This is a genomic window from Thermasporomyces composti (genome assembly GCF_003386795.1).
In the GTDB taxonomy this organism is placed as follows: domain Bacteria; phylum Actinomycetota; class Actinomycetes; order Propionibacteriales; family Actinopolymorphaceae; genus Thermasporomyces; species Thermasporomyces composti.
On record NZ_QTUC01000001.1, the window covers coordinates 4,153,439 to 4,177,577 of the forward strand.

22 protein-coding genes are annotated in these 24,139 nt (G+C 69.6%); 8 read left to right on the plus strand and 14 right to left on the minus strand.

Annotated elements, in window-relative coordinates; genetic code table 11:
• Positions 1-13: 13 nt before the first annotated feature.
• The 4 genes from DFJ64_RS18090 to DFJ64_RS18105 all read right to left on the minus strand — a co-directional run bounded on the left by DFJ64_RS18090 (position 14) and on the right by DFJ64_RS18105 (position 5,498).
• Positions 14-2,125 carry a 3-hydroxyacyl-CoA dehydrogenase NAD-binding domain-containing protein gene (locus DFJ64_RS18090; RefSeq protein ID WP_115851514.1) on the minus strand — a complete coding sequence of 704 codons (2,112 nt, stop codon included), beginning with the start codon at positions 2,123-2,125 and terminating at the stop codon, positions 14-16.
• 69 nt (positions 2,126-2,194) lie between these two features.
• Complete coding sequence (locus DFJ64_RS18095) at positions 2,195-3,391, minus strand: thiolase family protein (RefSeq protein ID WP_115851515.1); 1,197 nt, start codon at positions 3,389-3,391, stop codon at positions 2,195-2,197.
• Positions 3,392-3,672: 281 nt separating this feature from the next.
• Positions 3,673-4,887, minus strand: a complete 1,215-nt coding sequence (locus tag DFJ64_RS18100) for an HRDC domain-containing protein (protein ID WP_115851516.1) — start codon at positions 4,885-4,887, stop codon at positions 3,673-3,675.
• A 26-nt stretch (positions 4,888-4,913) separates the two neighbouring features.
• Positions 4,914-5,498, minus strand: a complete 585-nt coding sequence (locus DFJ64_RS18105) for a DUF3000 domain-containing protein (RefSeq protein ID WP_115851517.1) — start codon at positions 5,496-5,498, stop codon at positions 4,914-4,916.
• 100 nt (positions 5,499-5,598) lie between these two features.
• On the opposite strand from DFJ64_RS18105, the gene hemE reads away from it, so the two are divergent.
• The 4 genes from hemE (at position 5,599) to DFJ64_RS18125 (ending at position 9,418) form a co-directional block, all read left to right on the plus strand.
• On the plus strand, positions 5,599-6,669 hold the full coding sequence (gene hemE, locus DFJ64_RS18110) for a uroporphyrinogen decarboxylase (RefSeq protein ID WP_115851518.1): 1,071 nt from the start codon (positions 5,599-5,601) through the stop codon (positions 6,667-6,669).
• Positions 6,670-6,724: 55 nt separating this feature from the next.
• Positions 6,725-8,164 carry a protoporphyrinogen oxidase gene (hemG, locus tag DFJ64_RS18115; protein WP_115851519.1) on the plus strand — a complete coding sequence of 480 codons (1,440 nt, stop codon included), beginning with the start codon at positions 6,725-6,727 and terminating at the stop codon, positions 8,162-8,164.
• The gene (hemQ, locus tag DFJ64_RS18120; protein ID WP_115851520.1) at positions 8,161-8,868 is read left to right on the plus strand and encodes a hydrogen peroxide-dependent heme synthase; all 708 of its coding nucleotides are present in this window, start codon (positions 8,161-8,163) and stop codon (positions 8,866-8,868) included. Before hemG ends, hemQ begins: the two co-directional genes overlap by 4 nt.
• Positions 8,869-8,980: 112 nt before the next feature.
• A complete protein-coding gene (locus tag DFJ64_RS18125) occupies positions 8,981-9,418 on the plus strand; it encodes a hypothetical protein (protein WP_147304756.1) in 438 nt (145 codons plus the stop codon).
• A gap of 127 nt (positions 9,419-9,545) precedes the next feature.
• Here the strand turns inward: DFJ64_RS18125 and msrB are convergent, their stop codons facing one another.
• The gene (msrB, locus tag DFJ64_RS18130) at positions 9,546-9,986 is read right to left on the minus strand and encodes a peptide-methionine (R)-S-oxide reductase MsrB (protein WP_115851522.1); all 441 of its coding nucleotides are present in this window, start codon (positions 9,984-9,986) and stop codon (positions 9,546-9,548) included.
• 236 nt (positions 9,987-10,222) lie between these two features.
• Here msrB and DFJ64_RS18135 point away from each other — a divergent pair, with 236 nt between their 5' ends.
• Positions 10,223-10,687 carry a WXG100 family type VII secretion target gene (locus tag DFJ64_RS18135; RefSeq protein WP_115851523.1) on the plus strand — a complete coding sequence of 155 codons (465 nt, stop codon included), beginning with the start codon at positions 10,223-10,225 and terminating at the stop codon, positions 10,685-10,687.
• Positions 10,688-10,702: 15 nt separating this feature from the next.
• Complete coding sequence (locus DFJ64_RS19570) at positions 10,703-12,352, plus strand: WXG100 family type VII secretion target (RefSeq protein ID WP_170152665.1); 1,650 nt, start codon at positions 10,703-10,705, stop codon at positions 12,350-12,352.
• Between the two features lie 141 nt (positions 12,353-12,493).
• Here the strand turns inward: DFJ64_RS19570 and DFJ64_RS19575 are convergent, their stop codons facing one another.
• Entirely contained in the window at positions 12,494-12,643 is a 150-nt protein-coding gene (locus DFJ64_RS19575; RefSeq protein ID WP_170152666.1) for a hypothetical protein, read from the minus strand.
• A 533-nt stretch (positions 12,644-13,176) separates the two neighbouring features.
• Between DFJ64_RS19575 and ligD the strand changes: the two genes are divergently transcribed.
• On the plus strand, positions 13,177-14,223 hold the full coding sequence (gene ligD / locus DFJ64_RS18150; protein WP_115851526.1) for a non-homologous end-joining DNA ligase: 1,047 nt from the start codon (positions 13,177-13,179) through the stop codon (positions 14,221-14,223).
• Positions 14,224-14,333: 110 nt separating this feature from the next.
• Positions 14,334-15,539, plus strand: coding sequence for an RNA polymerase sigma factor (locus DFJ64_RS18155; RefSeq protein WP_115851527.1), 1,206 nt, complete (start codon positions 14,334-14,336; stop codon positions 15,537-15,539).
• Between the two features lie 21 nt (positions 15,540-15,560).
• On the opposite strand, the gene DFJ64_RS18160 is transcribed toward DFJ64_RS18155, so the two are convergent.
• The 8 genes from DFJ64_RS18160 to DFJ64_RS18190 all read right to left on the minus strand — a co-directional run bounded on the left by DFJ64_RS18160 (position 15,561) and on the right by DFJ64_RS18190 (position 24,137).
• Positions 15,561-16,094: a hypothetical protein gene (locus tag DFJ64_RS18160; RefSeq protein WP_115851528.1), complete on the minus strand. Its 534-nt coding sequence runs from the start codon at positions 16,092-16,094 to the stop codon at positions 15,561-15,563.
• A 115-nt stretch (positions 16,095-16,209) separates the two neighbouring features.
• Positions 16,210-17,283, minus strand: coding sequence for an ATP-dependent DNA ligase (locus DFJ64_RS18165; RefSeq protein ID WP_115851529.1), 1,074 nt, complete (start codon positions 17,281-17,283; stop codon positions 16,210-16,212).
• A 78-nt stretch (positions 17,284-17,361) separates the two neighbouring features.
• Positions 17,362-18,081 (minus strand): pyrimidine reductase family protein, encoded by a 720-nt coding sequence (locus DFJ64_RS18170; RefSeq protein ID WP_115852225.1) that lies wholly within the window; start codon positions 18,079-18,081, stop codon positions 17,362-17,364.
• A gap of 63 nt (positions 18,082-18,144) precedes the next feature.
• Positions 18,145-20,256, minus strand: coding sequence for a glycogen debranching protein GlgX (glgX, locus tag DFJ64_RS18175; RefSeq protein ID WP_115851530.1), 2,112 nt, complete (start codon positions 20,254-20,256; stop codon positions 18,145-18,147).
• Positions 20,257-20,366: 110 nt separating this feature from the next.
• Positions 20,367-21,575, minus strand: coding sequence for a uroporphyrinogen-III C-methyltransferase (gene cobA, locus DFJ64_RS18180; RefSeq protein ID WP_115851531.1), 1,209 nt, complete (start codon positions 21,573-21,575; stop codon positions 20,367-20,369).
• Positions 21,572-22,297: a phosphoadenylyl-sulfate reductase gene (locus DFJ64_RS18185; RefSeq protein ID WP_115851532.1), complete on the minus strand. Its 726-nt coding sequence runs from the start codon at positions 22,295-22,297 to the stop codon at positions 21,572-21,574. The genes cobA and DFJ64_RS18185 overlap by 4 nt, the downstream gene beginning before the upstream one ends.
• Complete coding sequence (locus DFJ64_RS19580; protein ID WP_170152667.1) at positions 22,294-22,440, minus strand: hypothetical protein; 147 nt, start codon at positions 22,438-22,440, stop codon at positions 22,294-22,296. The genes DFJ64_RS18185 and DFJ64_RS19580 overlap by 4 nt, the downstream gene beginning before the upstream one ends.
• Positions 22,437-24,137, minus strand: coding sequence for a nitrite/sulfite reductase (locus DFJ64_RS18190; protein ID WP_115851533.1), 1,701 nt, complete (start codon positions 24,135-24,137; stop codon positions 22,437-22,439). Before DFJ64_RS18190 ends, DFJ64_RS19580 begins: the two co-directional genes overlap by 4 nt.
• Between the last annotated feature and the right edge of the window lie 2 nt (positions 24,138-24,139).

Consider the following 24,139-nt stretch of genomic DNA (forward strand, 5'->3'; position numbering starts at 1 on the left):
TCGCGGTCGGCGGTCAGCCGGGCAGGCTGGCCAGCCCGCGGGGAAGGAACCGCCGGCCGGTGACCTTCTCGGACAGGCCACTGCGGTCCAGGTACGGCGTGACGCCACCCATGTGGAACGGCCAGCCAGCGCCGAGGATCATCGCGAGGTCGATGTCCTGAGGCTCGGCGACCACGCCGTCCTCCAGCATGCGGCGCGCCTCGTCCGCGACCGCGGCCATCGCGCGTTCGCGCACCTGCTCCTCGGTGGACGCGGAGCTGCCCTGCTCGAGCAGCGCCTTCGTCTCGTCGTCAAGGAACGGTTGCCCCTGCTCGTTCCACGACCACAGGCCGGGCTTGTTGGCGGCGACGAGGCGTTGCAGGTTCGGCGAGACGTAGAAGCGGTCGGGGAAGGCTTCGTGCAGCGTCTCGGCGACGTGCAGCGCGACGGCCGGGCCGACGAGCTGCAGCAGGACGAACGGTGGCATCGGCAGCCCGAGCGGGAGGACCGCCTTGTCGGCCACCTCGACCGGTGTCCCCTCGTCGACGCACCGCATCACCTCGCCCATGAACCGGGTGAGGACACGGTTGACGACGAACGCCGGCGCGTCCTTGACCAGGATGGCGTTCTTCTTCAGCGTCTTGGCCACCGCGAACGCCGTGGCGAGGGTGGCGTCGTCGGTGCGCTCCGCGCGCACCACCTCCACCAGGGGCATCACCGAGACCGGGTTGAAGAAGTGCAAGCCCACGACCCGCTCAGGATGCGCGAGCTTGGAGGCCATCGTCGTGACCGACAGAGACGAGGTGTTCGTGGCGAGCACGCACTCGTCGGACACGATGGTCTCGAGCTCGGCGAAGACCTGCTGCTTTACCTTCATCTCCTCGAAGACCGCCTCGAGGACCAGGTCGCAGCCTGCGTAGATGGACTTGTCGGTCGACCCGGTGACCAGGGACTTGACACGGTTCGCCTGGTCGGCGCTGAGCCGGCCCTTGGCCTGCAGCTTGTCGACTTCCGCGCGTACCCAGGCGAGGCCCTTGGCCACCCGCTCGTCGTCGATGTCGGTCAGCACGACCGGCACCAGCAGCCGACGGGCGAACAGCAGCGCGAGCTGGCTCGCCATGAGGCCCGCGCCCACGATGCCGACCTTCGTGACGGGGCGAGCGAGCGAGGCGTCGGGAGCGCCGACGGGTCTCTTGGCTCGCTTCTGGACCAGGTCGAAGGCGTAGAGGCTGGCCCGGAACTCCTCGGTCATGAGCAGGTCGGCGAGCGCCTCCTCCTCCAGCGCGAAGCCTTCCTGCTTGGAGCACGTCTTCGCCGCCTCGATGATGTCGAGCGCTCGCAAGGGCGCGGGAGCGGCTCCGTGCAGCTTGTTCTCGACGAACGCTCGTCCGCGCGCCACGGCCGCGTCCCACGCCTCGCCGCGGTCGATCGTCGGACGTCGCACCTCAACCTGGCCGGTCAGCACCCGCGCCGCCCAGTCCAGGGAGCGCTCGAGGAAGTCCACCCCGTCGAACGTCGCGTCGGCGAGACCGAGCGGCTCCAGCTGGGGACCTCGGAGCATTCGGTTGTTGTTGAGGGCGTTCTCGACGATGATCTGCACCGCGCCGTCGGCGCCGATGAGGTTGGGCAAGAGCCAGGTGCCACCCCAGCCAGGGAGGATCCCGAGGAAACACTCGCTGAACGCGACGGCGGGAGCTGAGGCGAGCACGGTGCGGTACGTGCAGTGGAGAGCGATCTCCAAGCCGCCGCCGATGGCCAACCCATTGATGAAGGCGAAGGTGGGCTTGCGGCCGTCACCCAGCTTGCCGAAGACCTCGTGGCCGTAGCGGGCGATCGCGCGTGCGTGCTCGCGCGTCGTGATCCGTGGCATCCCGGTGATGTCGGCGCCCGCCGCCAGGACGAACGGCTTGCCGATGATCCCCACCGCCGCGATGTCATCCCGATCCAGCACCTGGTCGAGGGCGGCGTCGAGTTCGGCCAAGCCCCGGGGACCGAATGTGTTCGGCCGGGTGTGGTCGTGTCCGTTGTCGAGCGTGATCAACGCCATCGTGCCGGCGGCGTGCGGCAGGGTCACCTCGCGCACGTGGGCGTGGGTCACCACCTCGTCGGGGAAGATCTGGGCGAACTCCTCAGCCAGGCTGCTCACGGTGCCTCCTCATCGCTCGTCCGTCCGGCGAAGGCGTCCGGCGGTCGTCGGTCCCTCGACGTGTCGACGTCAGGTGGTGCCGTCCCAGTGGGGGTTCTCCCAGATCACGCTGCCGCCCATGCCGAGCCCCACGCACAGCGTTGTCAAGCCGTACCTGACGTCGGGCCGGTCGGCGAACTGCCGCGCCAGCTGAATCATGAGCCGAATGCCGCTCGCGGCGAGCGGGTGCCCGACCGCGATGGCACCGCCGTAGGCGTTGAGGCGGGGGTCGTCGTCGGCGAGACCGAAGTGGTCGCAGAAGGCCAGGACCTGGACGGCGAACGCCTCGTTGATCTCGATGAGCCCGATGTCGTCGATGGTGAGACCGGTCTTGCGCAGGACCTTCTCGGTGGCCGGGATCGGACCGAGACCCATCAGCTCCGGCTCGACACCGACGAAGGCGTAGTCGACCAGCCGCATCTTCACGGTGAGGCCGAGCTCCTTGGCGACGTCCGCCGCGGCGACGATGCACGCCGTGGCACCGTCGTTGAGGCCAGAGGAGTTCCCGGCGGTGACGCGACCATGCGGGCGGAATGGGGTGCGCAGGCCCGCCAGGACCTCGACGGTCGTGTCCGGTCGAGGTGGCTCGTCAACGGTCGCCAGCCCCCAGCCCTTCTCCGTGCTCCACGTGGCGACAGGCACGAGGTCTGGCTGGATGACTCCGTCAGCGCACGCCTTGGCGAACTTGCGCTGGCTCGCCGCCGCGTAGGCGTCCGCGCGCTCCCTGGTGATCTGGGGATAGCGGTCGTGCAGGTTCTCCGCGGTCTGGCCCATGACGAGCGCGGACGGGTCCACGAGCCGCTCGGCGATGAAGCGCGGGTTCGGATCGACGCCCTCGCCCATCGGGTGTCGCCCCATGTGTTCGACGCCACCCGCGATCGCGACGTCGTAGGCCCCGAACGCGATGCTCGATGCCGTCGTCGTCACCGCCGTCATGGCGCCGGCACACATCCGGTCGACGGCGAATCCGGGAACCGTGCGCGGCAGCCCGGCCAGGAGGGCGGCGGTGCGCCCCAGCGTCAACCCCTGGTCACCGGTCTGGGTGGTGGCGGCGATCGCGACGTCGTCGACCCGCTCCGGAGGGAGATTCGGGTTGCGGCGGAGAAGCTCCCGGACGCACTTGATCACGAGGTCATCGGCGCGGGTCTCGGCATACATGCCGCCCGCCTTGCCGAATGGCGTGCGCACACCGTCGACGAAGACGACGTCGCGAATCTCACGGGGCACGATGCCCTCCTCGAGTCGGGGGAGCGAGCGAGAAAGCCGCGGCTTGGCGCCCTCGAAGGCTCGCTCCGTTGTGCCGTCGCTGCGCTTGCTACTCCGATGCTACTCGCTGGTAACGAGGCGTGAGGCGCGAAACACCCGTGCCTCGCCGATGGGGGTGGCCCGTCCATCGGCTGCCCCGACTTAGGACAAATGTCAGCTTATGGTCCACCTCCGGCCGACGTCCGCTGGGTCGGTGTCCGCAACGGCGGGTCACGGCGGCCGCGACCCGATCGGGGGACCGGTCATCGGTGAGCACGGTTCGCGGCGAGGGTCTGGGCCAGGCGATCCTTGGTCAGCTCCACCTGCCATGCCCGCGCACCATGTGCACGGAGCGCCCCGGCGACCGCCTCGGGCGTGGGCTCGGCCGGCGGAGACCAGGCGAGCCGGCGCACGATGTCCGGCGCGAGCAGGTTCTCCGTGGGCAGGCGGGCCGAGGCGGCCAGCTCCTGCAGGACCGCCCGGCACGCGGCGAGGCGTTCGGCCGCCATCGGGTCACGGTCGGCCCACGCGCGGGCGGGAGGAGGTCCCTCCGACGCTGGGGAGTGCTCGGGAAGAGCGGTGTCGGGAAGGTCACGAGCCCTGCGGACCGCTGTCCACCACACGTCCAGGTCCCGCCGGGCCGTCCTGGTGTCGAACCCCGGTAACGCGGCCAACTGCGCCCGCGTGGCGGGTCGGGCGACCGCCGCGGCGATGATCGAGTGATCGGCGAGCACCCGACCAGGTGACAGGTCACGGCGCCGCGCGAGCCGGTCGCGTGCCAGCCACAGCTCGCGGACGTAGGCGAGCTCGCGACGAGTCCGAATGCGGTGGATCCCCGACGTGCGTCGCCACGGGTCACGCCGGGACTCGCGAGGTGGCTGGCGCACCAGGGCCTCGAACTCTTCGGCGGCCCAGCGGTCCTTGCCCTCCCGTCGCAGCTCCTCGGCCAGCGCGTCGCGCAGCTCCACCAACAGCTCGACGTCAAGCGCCGCGTAGTTCAGCCACGGCTCGGGGAGCGGTCGGGTGGACCAGTCGACGGCCGCGTGACCCTTCTCCAGGCTGTAGCCGAGAAGCTGCTCCACGAGGGCCGCCAGCCCGACCTTCGGGTACGCCAGCAGACGGCCGGCCAGCTCGGTGTCGAACAGTTTTCGCGGCCGAAGCCCCAACTCGGACAAGCAGGGCAAGTCCTGCGTGGCCGCGTGGAGCACCCACTCGGTATCGGCGAGCACCGCGTTGAGCGCACGCAGGTCGGGGCACCGGACCGGGTCCACGAGCGCCGTGCCGGCGCCGGCCCGGCGCAGCTGGACCAGGTAGGCGCGGTGGGAGTAGCGATAGCCGGACGCACGTTCGGCGTCGACGGCCACCGGTCCGGACCCGGCCGCGAACCGTTCGACGGTGTCCGCCAGCGCCTCTGCCGTGTCGACGACGGGCGGCAGACCGTCCCGGGGAGCGAGCAGTGGAATCGGTTGTCGAGGCATAGGTTGTGCTACCGACGGGCGGTCGGTCACCGACCTTTCACCCGGCGGCCCGGGATGGAGGCTACCCCCGCCTGGACCGGCGGCAGACCCGCGGCCGTGCACAACAGCTGGCCCCATGCCTGGGCGTGGCGTCCAATCGCGTCGTCCACGGGTGTCCAGGAGGCGCGAAGCTCGATCTCTGCCCGGGTCGGCTGGTCGGCCATCGCACCGAAGCTCTCCGACGTGACTCGCGTCACGGTTCCGCTCGGCGCGGTGTACTCGGCGCCCTCGGCCTCCAAAGCCTCGACCAGCCAGGACCACCCCACCGCACCGAGGAGCGGATCGGCCACCATCTCCGGCTCGATGTCGGCGCGGACGTACGTGACCAGCCGGAACGTGCCCTGCCACGCCTCGTGCCCAGCCGGATCGTAGAGAAGGACCAGCCGTCCCGTGGCGAGCTCGACGTCGTCGATCACCACGTCGGCGCTCACCGCAGCGGAGTAGGGCGCCACTCGCCGTGGCGCCGGAGTCTCCTCGCAGACGATCTCCTGGCGTAGGCGGGCGGCACGCAACTCCGTCACGGCCCGTTGGAACACCTCGGGCGGGGCGTCGGTATCCCTGCGCGCGGCCACGCCCGAGAGAATACGTCCGGCTACCCCTGGGACCGGGCGCACGACGCGCCGGCAATCGTGGCCGGCTCCCGCGAAGGACACGGACGAAAGAGGACCATCCATGGCAGAACACCAAGCGGTCGCCGACCCAGGGGACTCGGTCTTCGTCCGGGCCTGTCGCGGCCAACCCGTGCCGTACACCCCGGTGTGGTTCATGCGCCAAGCCGGGCGCTCACTGCCGGAGTACCGGTCGGTCCGGGCAGGCATCCCGATGCTGGAGTCCTGCACCAGACCTGACCTCGTGACCGAGATCACCCTGCAGCCGGTGCGGCGGTACGGCGTGGACGCGGCCATCCTCTTCTCCGACATCATGGTGCCGCTCAAGGCCGTCGGGGTGGACCTCGACATCAAGCCTGGGGTCGGCCCGGTGGTGGCCCAGCCCATCCGCGAGATGGCCGACCTCGCGCCGTTGCGCCCGCTCGAGCCCGGCGACGTTCCCTACATCACCGAGGCGGTCGGTGAGCTCGTCCGGGCTTTGCGGGGAACACCGCTCATCGGGTTCGCCGGTGGACCCTTCACCTTGGCGTCGTACCTGGTCGAGGGCGGTCCGAGTCGCGACCACGCCACCACCAAGGCCCTCATGTACGGGGCGCCCGACGTCTGGCACGCGCTGCTCTCGCGGCTCGCCCGGATCTCGGCGGCCTTCCTCCGCGTGCAGGTCGAGGCGGGCGCGTCAGCCGTGCAGCTGTTCGACTCCTGGGCGGGCGCGTTGGCACCCGCCGACTACGAGCGCTTCGTCCTGCCGTACTCGCGGGCGGTTCTCGAGGAGGTCGGCGAGCTCGGCGTGCCCCGCATCCACTTCGGTGTGGGCACGGGCGAGCTGCTCGGGCTCATGGCCGAGGCCGGCGCCGAGGTGGTCGGGGTCGACTGGCGGGTGCCGTTGGACGCCGCGATCACCCGCGTGCGCGGGCGCGCTGTCCAGGGGAACCTCGACCCGGCGCTCGTCCTGGCGCCGTGGGAGGCGGTGGCTGAGCGGGTTCGCGCGATTCTCGCCATGGGTCGCCACGCGCCCGGCCACGTCTTCAACCTCGGCCACGGTGTCCTCCCGCAGACCGACCCGGACGTCCTCGCCCGTCTCGTCGACTTCGTCCACGCCGAATCGGCTCGTCAGCGGACCGAGCGGGTCCGGTGACGAGCGAGGCGGGGTGGGCTGGGAGCGGGGGACGCCGGTCTGGGAAGGTGGGCCCATGGCGCACGTGGTGGTTGTCGGTGGTGGAATCACGGGTGTCTCGGCGGCATGGTTCCTTCGCCAGGCTGGTGGAGACGACCTGGCGATCACACTGGTCGAAGCCTCCGCGCGACTAGGGGGCAAGCTGCAGACCGTCGAGGTCGGCGACGTCCCCGTCGACACCGGCGCCGAGGCGATGCTCAACCGTCGACCGGAGGCGGTCGACCTCGCCCGCGCGGTCGGCCTCGAGGCGCGGCTGCGGTATCCCGGCACGACGTCGTCGAGCATCTGGTCGTACGGGGCGCTCCGACCAGTGCCCATCGGCACCGTCATGGGCGTGCCCGCCGACCTGGCGGCCGTGGAGAGCAGCGGTGTCCTCAGTCCGGACGGGGTCGCCCGCGTCGCGCGGGACCTCGAGCTCCCGGGCCCCGGCCTCGACGGCGACGTGTCCGTGGGCCAGTACGCCACGGAGCGACTCGGCCGCGAGATCGTCGATCGGTTGATCGAGCCGCTGCTCGGTGGGGTGTATGCCGGTCACGCCGACCAGCTGTCGCTGCGCGCGACGATGCCGCAGCTCGTGCCCTTCCTGCGGAAGGACCCGTCCCTGGTCCGGGCGGCGGCGCGCGCCAAGGCCACGGCTGCCGCTGCGTCTGCGTCCTCCGCGTCGGCGTCCTCGTCCGACCAGCCGGTGTTCGCGGGCCTGGACGGGGGAGTAGGCGGCTTGGTCCCCGCGGTGGCGACCGCCGCCAAGGCGACGGTGCGGGTGAACGCCACGGTCCGCGAACTGCGGCGGACGACGACAGGATGGCGGCTCGTCGTGGGATCGACGACGGACTCCGAGGTGGTGCACGCCGACGGCGTGGTCCTGGCCTGTCCCGCCCCGGCCGCCAGTCGCCTGCTGTCCGACGTGGCCCCCGGTGCCGCCGCTGATCTCGCCGGCATCGAGTACGCCAGCATGGCCACGATCGTGCTGACCTTCCCGAGGTCGGCGTTTCCATCCCCGCTGACTGGTTCGGGGTTCCTCGTTCCGCCCGTGGAACGCCGTCTCATCAAGGCCGCGACCTTCTCGTCCCGGAAGTGGCCGTGGCTGGCGGAGCGGGCACCCGAGATCGAGGTCGTCCGCTGCTCGGTGGGTCGGCATGGCGAGACAGACGACCTGGACCGTGACGACGCTGACCTGGTGCGCGGCGCGCTCACTGACCTGAGGGATGTGACGGGAGTCACGGGTCGACCTCTCGCAAGTCACGTCACCCGGTGGCGCGGTGGATTGCCGCAGTACGCCGTCGGGCACCATGACCGCGTCGCGCGGATCCGCGCCGCGGTCGCCGCGCTCCCAGGGCTGGCCGTGGCGGGCGCCGCCTACGAGGGGTTGGGGATCCCCGCCTGCGTGGCGAGCGCGCGCCAGGCGGCGACCCAGGTGCTCGGCGCGCTCACGTCGCCGGAGAGAATGCAGGCATGACGGATCCGAACACCACCGCCCAGCCCACCCCCGACCTCAACGACGTGATCCGTTACACCATGTGGTCGGTGTTCCGGATCCGCGAGCCCTTCGGTGATCGCGACCGTGGGCCGCTCGCGCAGGAGGTCGAGGTTCTCTTCGAGCAGCTGAGCAGCAAGGACGTCGTCGTCCGTGGCAGTTACGACGTCTCCGGTCTGCGAGCTGACGCCGACGTGATGATCTGGTGGCACGCCCCGTCAGCCGACGATCTCCAAGAGGCGTATAACCGCTTCCGGCGGACCGCGGTCGGCGGACTGCTCGCGCCGGTGTGGTCCCAGATGGGTCTGCATCGGCCGGCCGAGTTCAACCGAAGCCACCTGCCGGCGTTCCTCGCCGGTGAGCCGCCTCGCCAGTACGTCAGCGTCTACCCGTTCGTCCGCTCCTACGAGTGGTACGTCCTTCCCGAGCAGGAGCGGCGGGAGATGCTCGCCGAGCACGGGCGGATGGCCCAGGGGTATCCGGACGTGCGGGCCAACACGGTGGCGTCGTTCGGGCTCGGTGACTACGAGTGGATTTTGGCGTTCGAGGCTGACGAGCTGTACCGCATCACCGACCTGATCAGGCACCTCCGCGGTGCGCGTGCCCGTCTGCACACCCGGCTCGAGGTGCCGTTCTTCGTCGGTCGCCGCAAGCCGATCGTCGACATCCTGAACCAGCTGCCCTGATCGCGGCCAGCGTCGGCGCGACTCTCTCCGGACGCCCAGGCCCACTCGCGACCGCGGCTGGTGTCGCGGTCGCGCGTCGCCGCGCTTCGAGCGCGCGTTCCTCTACGCCATGATGGGCGTCGACACGGAGGACGACGAGGGGAACGCCGTGCGCTGGTTACGACGAGTCTTCAACGGCAAGGACGATCTGGCGCCACCGCCGCCGCTCACGTTGGACGTCGACCGACGTCGAGAGCAGCTCGCGCGCCTGGAACAAGCTCTCGACCGACTGGTCGACGCGATGCGAGCCAACGAGGCGCGCATGTCGAACCCCGCTTGGCGGGAGCGCATGAGCGAGTACCGCCGGCTCTCCGGTGAGACCTACCGGCTCCGAACGGGCACGTTCACCCGCGAGCAGATCCTCGACCTGGTCTTCGAGGTCCGCCCGGTGTTCTCCGGCGACCTGCCGGAGGACGTACAGGTCCTCTCCCCGCTGCAGGACGAGCTGCTCGCCGCTGCAGCCGCCCTCCAGGAAGTCCTACCTGGCGAGCGCCCGTCCGAGTCGGCATGAGGGACGCTGGTGGGCGCCTGAGGCGCGGGTGTCCGCGAGCCTGCTCGGTGCGTGACGAGCGCGGCCGGCAGGTGCCGTCACGCTGCCAGCGAGGTGGTCGAGCGAGGTGGCCGGAAGGGCGGTTGGCCTAGGCCTTCCGCTCCGACTGGTGGTCTGGCTCTGCTTGCTGGGCGGGCTCGAAGGTGAGCGCGATGGAGTTGATGCAGTAACGCTGGTCCGTCGGGGTGGGGTAGCCCTCGCCCTCGAAGACGTGGCCCAGGTGGGAGTCGCATCGGCTGCAGCGCACCTCGGTACGCACCATGCCGTGCGAGCGGTCCTCGAGCAGGCGCACCCGGTCGCCGGCCATGGGGGACCAGAACGACGGCCAGCCACAGTGGCTGTCGAACTTCGTCTCGCTGCGGAAGAGCTCCGCGCCACACGCTCGGCAGCGGTAGACGCCGACCTGCTCGTTGTGGAGGTACTCACCGGTGCCGGGCGGCTCGGTACCGGCCAGGCGCAGCACGTAGTACTCCTCCGGTGACAGCTCGCGCCGCCACTCCTCCTCGGCCTTGACCACCTTCTCGGGCATACCTCGACCCTACGTCGTCGCCCGCCGGTGCTGGTGCGTCGACGTCCGTGACTTCGACGGGGTCGTCCCCGAAGTTATCCACAATCCGATGGACCCGAAGTGCGGCACAAGGTCACTTTCGCGTACCGTCGTCCCCAGCATGGACGATCGCTACTCGGGCGGGGGCGCGCACCGTTCCCCGCGGCGTGGTCCTGCCGGCGACCCGAACCACGACGACGACGGGGAGTGTTCAGGCGATGGCGGTTGGCGACACCCAGATCGACCCAGCAGACCTCGAGCATTTCGCGAGGCGCATGGACGAGCTCGCGGACGACCTCGAGGACGCGAACCGACCGGCGTACAAGCTGGTCCATTCCGACGTTGACGTCTACGGGCCCAATGGTGCCCCCCTCTATCCGTGCGCGGGCAGTTACGCCGCGGCAGAGACGTTCCACAACACCTACAACCAGAAGATCCGAGAGATGTCGGAGGCCTTTCAGCAGCTGAGAGGGCTCCTGCGGGCACTCGGTGACGCGACCCGCGAGGTAGCCAAGCGCTACCGGACGGCTGAGGAGTTCAACAGCGCGAAGTCTCGGGACATCGAGGCGCTTCTCGGCGCGGCGACTCCGCCAGACGGTGGTCAGACTCGTGGCGGGGACCAGCAGCCGGAGGGTGACCAGCAGTCGGAGAACGACAATCCAGCGGGACCGAGGCCGGAGTGAGGGAGGGACTGACCGATGGGTGACACGCCCGCGCTGAGCAGCCTGCCGCACGTCGACATCCTCTGGCGCCTGCTGGGATTGCGCTATGAAAACGTCACGAACGCCCCCAGTGGGTGGGAGAGAGAGCATTTTCCGTGGCCGGAATCGTTCCAGAACGTTGCCGATCTGTGGGGACAGGTGGGTGAACAGATCGGTGGCGAGAATGGCATTGCCGACCAGATAAGAAGGGAGCTCGACAGGGTCCTCGAAGTCTGGAAGGGTGAGGCCGCGGAGGCGTTCAAGACCAAGGTCAACGAGGTCATCTACTACGCCTATCAGGTCGCGCGGCGGTGTGACTCCGATATCGTCATCCCTTCCTCCATCGACGCTACAGACCCCTTGGAGCGAGCGGAGTTTTCCAGGGGATATAAACAGATCTTCAACGACCTCAAGGAGGAGCTCGCCAGCGCCCTCACGTGGGAGAAGAGTCCGAGCCTGCCGTGGATCGGTGACGATCGGAAAGAGGGCGGCGAGTTCTCGCTGAGCATGAGGGGCCAAAAGCCGAGTGGGTCCTTCGGCCTCAAGTATTGGGTCCTCAAGAATGGCGAGCCGGTCGAGATCCCGAAGAAGCACAAGACGGAAATCCCCGAAGATGAAATGTGGGGATATTACTCCGAGGCGGGGATCGGCACGAGGACGGAAGACGGCCCCCTCTACCTCGTCTATGTTTGGCCTAGAGACCATTGGGACTTCACCAAGTTTTACATCTGGTGCGAGTTCAACAAGGAACATGAGGAGACTTGCAAGCAGACGGCTAGGGAGCTCGAGGAGAAGTTGAGCGAGGGCGGGCAGGACATGCCCTCACCGCCCCAGCAGGTGCCGCAGATCGGGGGACAAGGCGCTGACGTTCCGGGGGGCGGCGGCCCCACGGGGGCTGGTGGCCCCGGCGGGCCTGGCGGCCCCGGCCTTCCGGATGGCCCGAAAGGTCCCAGCTCGCCGCCAGAGACCAACCTGCCGGATCCGAAGGGACCTGGCGGTCCCACTGGGCCGGAGGGACCGAAGGGACCGGACGAGATCCCCGGGCCGGACGATACGCGGGATCCCAATATTCCGCCGACTGATCCGTACGATCCCCGACCTCAGGATCCATCTGGGCCGCACGACAAGTTCCCTGACGAGATCCCGGAGGAGTTCCCACGTCCGGACAGTGACGGGGACGGCATCCCCGATGACATCGACCCGTTCCCGAACGACCCGGACCACAACGACGACGGGATCCCGGACGGCGAGCAGTGGCCAGACGGCTACCCGGACGGCGACTACGACACCGGGACCGAGACCGCACGAGCCGGTGGACTGCCCGGCGGGCCGAGCGGCGCGGGTATCGGCGGTGGAGCCGGTCCAGGTGCGGGCGCAGTCGGTGGCCCCGGTGCCCCCGGGGTTGGCCCAGGCGCGGGCGTCGCGGGCGCTGGTGTCGGTGGTTCGCCGGGCGTCGCGGGAGGTGTCCCCGGTGCTGGTTCCGGAGCGGCGGGCCTGCGCGGCGGCATGATGCCGATGATGGGCGCTGGCATGGGCGGTCACGACGCCGGCCAGGACCAGCAGCGCAACACCTACCTCGAGGAGGACGAGGACGTGTGGGGCGCTGACGACGACGCCCCGCCGCCGGTCATCGGTGGCGGCCTCTGACGAGCACAACTCGGGCGTGGAGCCGGTGTGGGTCACGGGCTCCACGCCCGACCATGTCAGCGGTCAGCTTCGCGAGCGACTCATCGACTGCTCCGGGCCTCCTCCGAGTGGTCAGCTCCTCGTGGGTGAGTCAGCTGCGACTCACCCGTTGTCGAGGAGGCCTTGCGCATCGAACGGGATCACGGCCCCAGTCGAGGACGGGCCTCGCTCTTCCAGGGAGTGACCAAGGGCGAACCACGCCACCACGGCGCCGACGAGGACCACGACGACGGCGATGACGAGGATGATCACGACCTTGTTAGGCCCTGTCGGCGGGGATGCAGGCGTGGCCGGACCGGGGCCCGCATGGGGCCATCCGCCAGGTGGTCCCCAGCCGTGAGCCGGGGGCGCCGAACCACCGGGTGGAGGAGGTGGTGGAGGTGGACCGGCCAGTGGTCCCGGCTGGGAAGGCGGGCCGCCTGGCGGCGGAGGTCCCGCTGGCCCCCAGGTGGGTGGCGGCGGTGTCGGGTGGGGTCCAGGTCCCAGCGGGGCCAGCGCAGCCCCGGCAGCTGTCGGCGCTCCCGTGTGAGGAGGAACGGGATGGCCTGCATCCGGCGGTCCCGCCGCAGGCGCCGGCGAGGACTGCGCGTCCCCCGGAGTGGCCGCGTCGGTGTCACGGTTCTGCTCTGGTTGGTCCATGTGCTCTGGGTTGGTGCCCATCGCCGTCCCATCGTCAACGCGTCGTCGGTGCGGCTCAGTATGCCCACACGGCGATCGCCGGAAGGAGCACCTCTCGTCCGGGTGCCGTGACGCACCGTGGGGGTGGGGGACGCTAGCGTGCGGTCATGGCGACGCCCTACGAGGAGATCGAGGTGGCCGGTCGCACCGTCCGCATCTCGAACCCGGACAAACTGTACTTTCCCGAGCGTGGGTTCACCAAGCGGGACGTCGTCCGGTACTTCCTCGCCGTCGGTGACGGCATCCTCGGTGCCCTTCGTGAGCGGCCCACCACGCTCGAACGCTGGCCCGGGGGTGTGGTCCCCGGTGCCAAGCTCAGCACGCGAGGGGAGGCGCGCGGGGACGCCTTCTACCAGAAGCGGGTCCCCAAGGGCGCGCCACCGTGGGTGGAGACCGCCCGCATCACGTTCCCGAGCGGACGCACCGCCGACGAGATCTGTCCCACAGAACTGGCGGTCGTGGCCTGGGCGGTGAACCTGGGCACGTTGACGTTCCACCCCTGGCCGGTCCGTCGGCCTGACGTCGACCACCCGGACCAGATCCGCATCGACCTGGACCCGCAACCGGGCACCGACTTCTCCGACGCGGTTCGGATCGCGCCGCACGTCAGGGCGCTGTTGCACGAGCTCGGCATGGAGGGGTGGCCGAAGACCTCGGGCGGCCGGGGCCTCCACGTCTACGTGCCGATCGAGCCGCGCTGGACCTTCGTCGAGGTACGCCGGGCACTGATCGCGTTCGGGCGAGAGCTGGAGCGCCGTCTGCCGGACGCGGTGACGATCTCGTGGTGGAAGGAGGAGCGCGGGGCGAGGGTGTTCGTCGACTACAACCAGGCGGCACGCGACCGCACGATCGCCTCGGCGTACTCGGTTCGGCCGACGCCTCGCGCGCTGGTGTCCGCGCCCGTGCGGTGGGACGAACTGGAGAATGTCGTTCCCGAGGACTTCGACCTCGTCACGATGCCGAAGCGCTTCGACGAGGTCGGTGACCTCCACGAGGAGCTGACGCGTCACGCCTTCTCGATCGAACCGCTGCTGGAGATGGCCGAGCGCGACGAACGAGACCACGGGCTGGGTGACCTGCCTTACCCTCCCGACTACCCCAAGATGCCGGGCGAGCCGAAGCGTGTGCAGCCCAGCCGCGCGCGAAAGGCGTGAGATGACCAAGCGTCCCGTCGCCAGGCAAGCCGAGACTGGAGCCGACGAGGCGGCCGTGACCGCCGCCGTCCGGGAGGTGTTCGCTCGGGAGGTGGGGGCGTCTCCTCGCGTTGCTGGCCGGTCAGCTGCGCAGCCTTGACATCGCCGAGGAGTCGCTCGCGGACGCCTTCGAGCAAGCGGTCCGTACCTGGACCGACACCGGGGTTCCGGATCGGCCGGAGGCGTGGCTCTTGACAACGGCTCGCCGACGAGGGCTCGATCGGATCCGGCGCGAGACCACTTTCGCGCGCAAGCTTCCCTTGCTCGTCGTCGACACCGATCCCATGGCCGCGCCTGAGGAGGAGGTTCTCGCGGACGCGGAGGACGCCGCGATCCCCGACGAACGTCTGCGCCTGATCTTCGTCTGCTGTCATCCGGCGCTCACGATGGATGCTCGGGTCGCGTTGACGCTCCGGCTGGTGGGTGGTCTGACAACCGCGGAGATCGCACGGGCCTTCCTGACCTCCGAGGCGACCATGGCCGCTCGTCTGACCCGCGCGAAGAAGAAGATCGCGGCCGCCAAGATTCCCTACCGGGTACCCGCCGACGACGAGCTCCTCGAACGCCTCGACGGCGTTCTCGCGGTGCTCTACCTGATCTTCACCGAAGGGTACGCCGCCAGCTCGGGAGATGTGGTGCTCCGATCGAGCCTGTGTGAGGAGGCTATCCGCCTCACCCAGGTCGTGGTCTCGCTCCTTCCTGACCAGCCGGACCCTTCCGCCCTTCTCGCGCTCATGCTCTTCCAGCACTCGCGGCGCGACGCCCGTGTCGACGAGCATGGCCGGCCGGTGCTGCTCGCCGACCAGGACCGTACCCGCTGGCACCAGTCGGAGATCGTCGAAGGGCTGAGGCACCTGCGGCGCGCGATGTCCTTCGGACGTGAGACGTCGTACCTCCTTCAGGCGGCGATCGCGGCTGAGCACGCCGTGGCGCCCTCCACCGACCAGACCGACTGGACGGCGATCGCCACGCTGTACGCGAGGTTGGAGGCTTTGACCGGTTCACCGGTGGTGCGGCTCAACCGTGCCGTGGCGGTAGCGGAGGCGGAAGGACCGGCCGCCGCGTTGCGTCTGTTGGAAGGGCTGGACGCGGATCTGCCGCGCTACTACTTGCTGCCGGCTGTCCGAGCCAGTCTGCTGAGCCGGCTCGGGCACAACGACGCGGCGCGGGAGGAGTATCAGCGGGCGATCGCCTTGACGGACAACGTCGTGCAGCGGACCTTCTTCGCCCAGCAGATTTCCGCCCTGGATTCCACGATGTCGCCGAGCTCTGGATAGCCGCTGCGCGGTGCCGCAGGACTACCCACCGCGGACCGTGTCGTCGATCTGTTGGGAGGGGGAGTCGCCGTCCTTGTGCTCGATGAGGTGCAGGCAGGGGACTCCCAACCGGCGGCGGGCCTTGGACGTCCAGTCGAAGTGGAAGAATTCCGCGACCAGGTGGGGGCGGGTGAGGATGACGACCTCGGAAGCTTGGCGGGCTTCCACGGCGGCGGCCAGCGCGTCGACCGGGTCCGCCGTGGTCACCTCGCCGTCGGCGTAGCAGCCGTGCCGAACGAGCGCGTTCACGCTCTGCTCGAGCGCTGCCTGACTCCGCTCGGCGATCTCGCGTTGAATCTTCGCCAAGTCGACCTCGGGGAAGTTCAGTGCGGAGGTGGCGAGGATCTCGCTGGCGGCGAGGGATCCGAGGGCCGATTCCACCCGTGCCGACGCGTCTTCGACCGGCAGAAGGACATGGACGTGGGTGGGTTCGGCGCCGATTGTGTAGAGCCCGGCGATCTGCCGGGCGTCGGCGTCCGACAAGGGCTTCTCGATGAGGAGCACGACCTGGTACATGCGGCACCTCCTCGGGCCTCGCGGCCATCGTCTCGCGCCGAGGCGGGGTGCGCAAAGACCCGCGTGTCGCTGACCCGGGCCGTACTCGAGGCTGTGTCCTGGCCGAGCTGTCAGGTCACGGCTTGAGGCCGAGGATGGCTCCCAGGTCGAAGCGGACCGGCTCCTCCAGCTGCGCGTAGGTGCACGACCGCGGGTCTCGGTCCGGTCGCCACCGGACGAACTGCGCGGTGTGACGGAACCGATTCCCCTCCATGTGGTCATAGCGGACCTCGACCACCCGCTCCGGCCGTAGCGGTACGAACGACAGGTCCTTGCCTCGGCTCCATCGGCTGGTCTCGGCGTTGCGGGGCGTGCGAGTACCGGCTTCCTGGGCCGCCCAGGACCATGGGTGGTCGTCGAAGGTCGTGACCAACGGCTGGAGCTCGCGGAACAGCTCCCGGCGGCGGGCGAGAGGGAAGGCGCCGATGACCCCGACGTTGGCGAGGTCGCCGGCGTCGGTGTAGAGGCCGAGGAGCAGCGAGCCGATGGCGTCGGGTCCGCTCTTGTGCAGCCGGTAGCCGGCGACGACGCAGTCGGCGGTGCGCTCGTGCTTGACCTTGAACATCACCCGGCGGTCCGGCTCGTACGTGCCGTTGAGCGGCTTGGCGATCACACCGTCCAGACCGGCTCCCTCGAACTGCCGGAACCATCGTTCGGCGAGGCTTCGGTCGGTCGTCGCCGGCGTGACGTGGATCCGCGGACCGGCGTCGGCGAGCGCCTCGACGAGCGCGGCTCGCCGTTCGGCGAACGGACGGCCGCAGTAGTTGGTGTCATCCAGGGCGAGCAGGTCGAAGGCGACGAAGTGGGCAGGGGTCCGCTGGGCGAGCAGCCGCACGCGGCTTTGTGCCGGATGGATTCGCTGCTGCAGCGCGTCGAAATCGAGGCGTACGCCTTCGGCGTTGGGGATGACGATCTCACCGTCGATGACGCAGCGAGCCGGCAGGCTCTGCTTGACGGCGTCGACAAGCTCAGGGAAGTAGCGCGTCATAGGTCGCTCGTTCCGGCTGCCGATCTCGACGTCGTCGCCGTCGCGGAAGACGATGGAACGGAAGCCATCCCACTTCGGCTCGTAGGAGTACTCGCCGTGGGGGATGTGCTTGATCGGTTTCGCCAGCATCGGCGCGACCGGAGGCATGACCGGAAGTCGCATACCCCTATCCTGCCTGCCGGCACGAACCGGCCGAGCTCGCGGTGGCCGCCAGGCCGCCCCGTGGGGCCGGCCGCGACGCTAGCGCGTGACGAGGTACCGGGTGAAAAGGAACCCCTGATCCTCGAGCAGCATCGCCAGCTCGAGCCGCGCCGGCTCGGCCAGCTCCAGGCCGTTGGCGATGCGAGGCGCGAAACCAGCCTCCAGGGAGGGCGAGATCGTCAGGCACAGGTCGTCAATCAAGCCGCCACGGGCCAAGAAGGCGAAGAACGTCGGCCCGCCTTCGCAGAGGATGCGGGTGTGTCCTCGCTCCTCCAGAGCGGTCATCGCGGCGGCGGCGTCCACCCACTGACGGCCCGCCACGACGACGTCCACGCGCTCGGCCAGCCGAGCCCGACGCTCCGGATCGGTGTCGGCTGACGTGAGCACGATGGTGCGAGGGTCGTCGAGCAGCGGGCCGGGGACGTCGAGGGAGTGCGTGACGATGGCGATGGGCGGGGTGGGAGGCAGCCCGAGGGAGGCTCTGATCGGGGCGAACGCTGGCCTGATGTCTGCTGGGCGGTAGCCCTCGACTCGTGCGGTCGTGGCGCCGACGAGCACGACGTCGGACAAGGCGCGAAGCAAGGCCAGCACGCGCCGGTCGGCCGGGCCGGACAGAGAACCCGACTTGTGGTCGGGGCCTTGGGCGGCGCCGTCGACGGTCGAGATGAAGGTGGCGCGGACCCAGCGGCGGCCGGTGGGGAACCGGTAGAGGTCTGCCAGCGCGGTGTCGTCGAGCTCGACGTCGCTGTATCGAGGCATGAGCATGCGCACGAGACGATCCCACCAGATGTTCGGCGAGCCAGAACGCGCGGGGCTGGTCGGTCAGCGGGCCGTGAGCTGGGAGGAACGTTTCAGGACTACGAGAGAGCGCGAGATCAGCTTCAGGCGCTCTCCTGCGAGCAGGTGCTGACGGTCCCGCAGCTCGTCGTCGGCGGTGTCGAGAACCGGGACCCAGAGCGACCCGTAGTGGCGGGGCGGAAGGGTGAACTCCAGGTCCTCTTCGGAGGCGTTGAACAACAGCAGGAACGAGTCGTCGACGATCCGCTCACCCTGCGGCCCCGGCTCGCGGATCGCGTCACCGTTGAGGAACACCGTGAGCGACTTGGCGAAGCCGGTCGTCCAGTCCTGGTCGGTCATCTCCGTCCCGTCCGGCTTGAGCCAGGCGATGTCGCCGAGGCCGCCTCGACCGAGGCCGTCGAAGAAGCGTCGCCTTCGGAAGACCGGGTGCTCCGCGCGTAGGCGGCTCACGGTCCGGGTGAACTCCAGGAGCCGCTCGTCGACGTTCTGCCAGTCGATCCAAGAGATGGGGTTGTCTTGGGAGTAGGCGTTGTTGTTGCCGTGCTGCGTCCGGCCCAGCTCGTCGCCGTGCGAGATCATGGGGACTCCCTGGGACAAGAACAGCGTCGCCAGGAAGTTGCGGCACTGTCGGTCTCGCAGGGCAAGGATGTCCGGATCGTCGGTCGGTCCCTCGACGCCGCAGTTCCAGGAGCGGTTGTCGGAGGTGCCGTCGCGGTTGTGCTCGCCGTTGGCCTCGTTGTGCTTGGTGTTGTAGCTGACCAGGTCGCGCAACGTGAAGCCGTCGTGGGCGGTGATGAAGTTGATCGACGCGTACGGCTTGCGCCCGTCGTCCTCATAGAGGTCCGACGACCCGGTGAGTCGCATCGCGAACTCGCCGAGCGTGGCCGGACGACCTCGCCAGAAGTCGCGAACGCAGTCGCGGTACTTGCCGTTCCACTCCGTCCACACCGGTGGGAAGTTGCCGACCTGGTAGCCACCCGGTCCGACATCCCACGGCTCAGCGATCAGCTTGACCTGCGAGACGATCGGGTCCTGTTGGACGAGGTCGAAGAACGCCGACAGCCGGTCGACCTCGTGGAACTGGCGGGCGAGCGTCGCCGCCAGGTCGAACCGGAACCCGTCGACGTGCATCTCGGTCACCCAGTACCGCAGGGAGTCCATGATGAGCTGCAGGACATACGGGTGGCGCATGAGCAGGCTGTTGCCGGTCCCCGTGGTGTCCATGTAGTAGCGCGGGTCATCGTCGACGAGCCGGTAGTAGGCGGCGTTGTCGATTCCTCGGAAGGCGAGCGTGGGTCCGAGGTGGTTGCCCTCGGCGGTGTGGTTGTAGACCACGTCGAGGATGACCTCGATGCCCGCCCGGTGCAGAGCGCGCACCATCGCCTTGAACTCCTGCACCTGCTCGCCCAGCTGACCGGAGGCCGCGTAGGCGTTGTGTGGCGCGAAGTAGCCGATGGTGTTGTAGCCCCAGTAGTTGCGAAGACCTCGCTGCACCAGGGTGCTGTCGTGGACGAACTGGTGCACGGGCATGAGCTCGACCGCGGTCACGCCAAGGGACCGGAGGTGGTCGATCATCGGCGGTGAGGCCAAACCTGCGTAGGTGCCGCGCAATGCCTCGGGGATGTCAGGGTGCTGGATCGTCAACCCCTTGACATGGGCCTCGTAGATGACGGTCTCGTGGTAGGGGTGGCGCGGATGACGGTCGTCCTGCCAGTCGAAGTACGGATTGACCACCACCGACTTCATCGTGTGCGGCGCGGAGTCCAGTGTGTTGAGCGAGTCCGGGTCGCCGAAGTGGTAGGAGAACAGCGCCTCGTCCCAGTCGATCTCGCCCTCGATCGCCTTGGCGTACGGGTCCAGCAGGAGCTTCGCGGGATTGCACCGGTGGCCGGTCGCCGGCTCGTACGGACCGTGGACACGGAAGCCGTACCGCTGGCCGGGTCCGACGCGGGGGAGGTAGCCGTGCCACACCGACGCCTCTCGCTCGGTGAGCTCGACCCTGGTCTCCTGACCGTCGGCGTCGAACAGACAGAGCTCGACCGCGTCGGCGATCTCGCTGAACAGCGCGAAGTTCGTGCCCGCGCCGTCGAACGTGGCTCCCAGCGGATACGGCGAGCCCGGCCAGACCTCTACCATGCACCCTCTTCTCTCACTTTGGTGTGGAATCTTGCCAGGCTCTCACGCCTCACGTGAGGGAAGTGTTGCGGCGGGCGACTGGTGGGTCGCCGCGTGTGACGGGTCCTTCGTCAGACCGCACCGATTCTCGCCGCCAGCGACACGACCTCGCCGACGACGATCACGGCGGGGGAGCGGACACCCTGGTGGGTCGCCTCGTCGGCGATGGTGGCCAGCGTCGCGGTGATCGTGCGCTGGTCGGGCAGGGTGCCTCTCTCGATGATCGCCGTCGGCGTGTCGGGCGGCCGACCTGCCCGGAGCAGCGCCGTCGCGACCGTCTCGACGTGGGCGGCTCCCATGAGGACGACGAGGGTGCCCTCCTGAGCGGCGAGAGCCGACCAGTCCGGTCCGGCGCTGTCGCCGGCCCCGTGGGCGGAGACCACGGTGAACTGCCGTGCGAGTCCACGGTGGGTCACGGGGATGCCAGCGGCCTCGGGTACCGCGACGGCGCTGGTCACGCCCGGGACGACGGTGCAGGGGACGCCCGCGGCGGCGCAGGCGATCGCCTCTTCCGCCCCACGACCGAAGACGAAGGGATCACCACCTTTGAGTCTGACCACGCGTTGCCCGGCACGGGCACGCGCGACGAGCAGCTCGTTGATCTCCTGCTGCGACAGCGTGTGGCCGTGCGGCCCCTTGCCGGCCTCGACCACCTCGACGTCGGGGTCGAGCTCGTCGAGCAGCGCCCTGGGGGCGAGTCGGTCGACGACCACGACGTCGGCCTCGGCGAGCAGGCGCCGGCCTCGGGTGGTGATGAGACCCGGGTCACCTGGCCCTCCGCCGACGAGGGCGACGTGCCCGCCCGGCCGGTGTCGGCGCGTCGGCAGCTCGCCGGTCTGGAGTGACGCGGCGATCGCGCCGGTGATGGCCCGGGCACGGCGGGGGTCGCCGCCCGCGGAGACCGCCACGGTGATGTCGTCCACTCGGGCGACGGCGGGTGTCCACGCCGCCGACCGGGAGGCGTCGTCGGCTCGCACGCACCAGACACGGGCGTGCTCCGCGTCGGCGGCGACCTGGTCGTCGACCTCGGGGTGGCCGGTGGCCGTGTGCACCACCCAGGCGTCGTCGAGGTCAGCCCTGGCGTACTCCCTCGACCGCCAGGTCACCGCCTGGACGGCGGCCAGCTCGGCGAGCTCCTCACACAGCGTCGGAGCCACCACGAGGACGTCGGCCCCGGCGTCGAGGAGCCCACGGGCACGTCGAGCGGCGACCGGTCCACCTCCGACCACGACGGCCCGCCGACCGGCGAGGTCCAGCAGCAGGGGGTATCGCGGAGTCACGTATGGATACCGCACTCGGTCTTGGCGAGTCCTGGCCACCGGCCGGCCCGGGCGTCCTCGCCGTCCTCGACTCTGCGGGTGCAGGGCCAGCAGCCGATCGAGGGGTACCCGTCGTAGAGGAGCGGGTTGACCAGGAGGCCGTGCTCGGCGATGTAGGCGTCGACGTCGGCTTGGGTCCAGCGGGCCAACGGAGCGATCTTGACCTTGCGCCGGCGAGCGTCCCAGGAGACCACGGGCGTGTTCGCGCGAGCGGGCGACTCCTCGCGGCGAATCCCCGTCGCCCACGCGTCGTAGGGGGCGAGCGCGCGCTCGAGCGGAGCCACCTTGCGGAGCTGGCAGCACAGGTCGGGGTTCCGACGGAACAGGTCCGGGCCCAGGGTCGCGTCCTGCTCGGCCACGGTCTGCCGGGGCCGTACCGTGACGAGTTTGATGGGCAAGGTCGCCGACGCCGCGTCCGCGGTACCGAGCGTCTCGGGGAAGTGGTAGCCGGTGTCGAGGAAGACGACCGTGATCCCAGGGACGACGGAGGACGCCAGGTGGGCCAACACCGTGTCCTGCATCGAGGAGGTGACGCAGAGGCGCTCACCGAACGTCTCGGCCGCCCACCGCACGATCTCGTGTGCCGTGGCGTCCTCCAGCTCCTGACCCGCGCGCTCGGCCAAAGCCCGCAGCGTGGCCTCATCACGCCCACCTTGCTGCGGCAACGTGGCGCACAGACTCATGACCGAACTCCCAGTCCGATGAAGCGAAGCGAGAACACCCGCGTGCAGGCCCGGCAATGCCACGCGCCGTGGCGGTCCTCCGAGGGCCGCAGATCCTCGTCCCCGCAGTAGGGGCAGTAGAAGGGGGTGGCACGTTCGCTCACGTGAGCGCCTCCTCCGGAGCGCGCGTGACCCAGTGGGCGAATCGCTCGCCTGGCTCACGCTGGTCGAGGTAGCGGCGAACGACCCGCTCGACGTAGTCCGGAAGCTCGGCGGCGGTGACCTTGAGACCGCGCAGCTTGCGACCGAAGCCGGCGTCGACACCCAAGCCGCCACCGAGGTGCACCTGGAATCCCTCCACCTGACGGCCTTGCCGGTCGAGCACGATCTGGCCCTTGAGGCCGATGTCAGCGACCTGGATACGGGCGCAGGAGTTGGGACAGCCGTTGACGTTGATGGTGATGGGGACGTCGAGCTCGGGTACGCGGCGTTCCAGCTCGTCGACGAGCCGCCGCGCGAGTGCCTTCGTCTCGACGATCGCGAGCTTGCAGTACTCGATCCCGGTGCAGGCCATCGTGTTCCGACGCCACACCGAGGGGCGCGCCTCGAGCCCAACGTCGGCGAGGGACGTCACCAACGACTCGACCTTGTCCTCCGCCACGTCGAGCACGAGCAGCTTCTGGTAGGGCGTCGTCCGGATCCGATCTGACCCGTGCGCGGCCACGATCTCGGCCACCTTGCCGAGCGTGCTCCCCGACACTCGGCCGGCCACGGGAGCGACCCCGACGTAGTAGCGGCCGTCCTTCTGGCGATGGATCCCCACGTGGTCGCCTGGCACGGCTGGCGGCTCGGCCGCCGGACCGTCGAGCAGCCTGCGGTGGAGGTACTCCTGCTCCATGACCTCCCGGAACTTGGCCAAGCCCCAGTCGGCGACGAGGAACTTCAGCCGGGCGCGATGTCGGAGCCGGCGGTAGCCGTAGTCCCGGAAGACGCTGGTGACCGCCCACCAGACCTCGGGTACCTCCTCCAGCGGCACGAAGGCGCCGAGCCGCTGGGCCAGCATGGGGTTGGTGGAGAGGCCGCCGCCGACCCACAGGTCGAACCCGGGACCGTGCTCAGGGTGCCGGACTCCGACGAAGGCCACGTCGTTGACCTCGGGGGCGACGTCGTGGAGCGGGTGGCCCGTGAGGGCGGTCTTGTACTTGCGCGGCAGGTTGGAGAACTCCGGGCTGCCGATGTAGCGGCGGACGATCTCGCGGACGGCCGGCGTGGGGTCGATGATCTCGTCGGCGGCGATGCCCGCGACCGGGCTGGCGATGATGACGCGTGGACAGTCACCACACGCTTCCTGGGTCTGCAAGCCGACCGCCTCCAGCCGCTCCCAGATGGTGGGCACGTCCTCGATGCGCACCCAGTGCAGCTGGATGTTCTGCCGGTCGGTGAGGTCGGCGGTGTCGCGCGCGTAGGTCGTGGAGAGCTCGGCGATGGTCCGCAGCTGCGCGACGTTGAGCTGACCTCCGTCGATCCGCACGCGCAGCATGAAGTAGCGGTCGTCGAGCTCCTCAGGCTCGAGCGTGGCGGTGCGGCCTCCGTCGATACCCGGTCGGCGCTGGGTGTACAGGCCCCACCAACGGAAACGACCGCGCAGATCGGCGGGGTCGATGGAGTCGAACCCCCGCTTGGCGTAGATGTTCTCGATGCGTGCCCGGACGTTGAGCGGGTCGTCGTCCTTCTTGATCTGCTCGTTCTTGTTCAGCGGCTCTCGATAGCCCAGGGCCCATTGACCTTCGCCGCGCTGGCGGCGCGGTGGTCGAACCGGGCGGCGGGCACGAGCGGGCGTGGTAGACGCCTGTGTGGCCATGT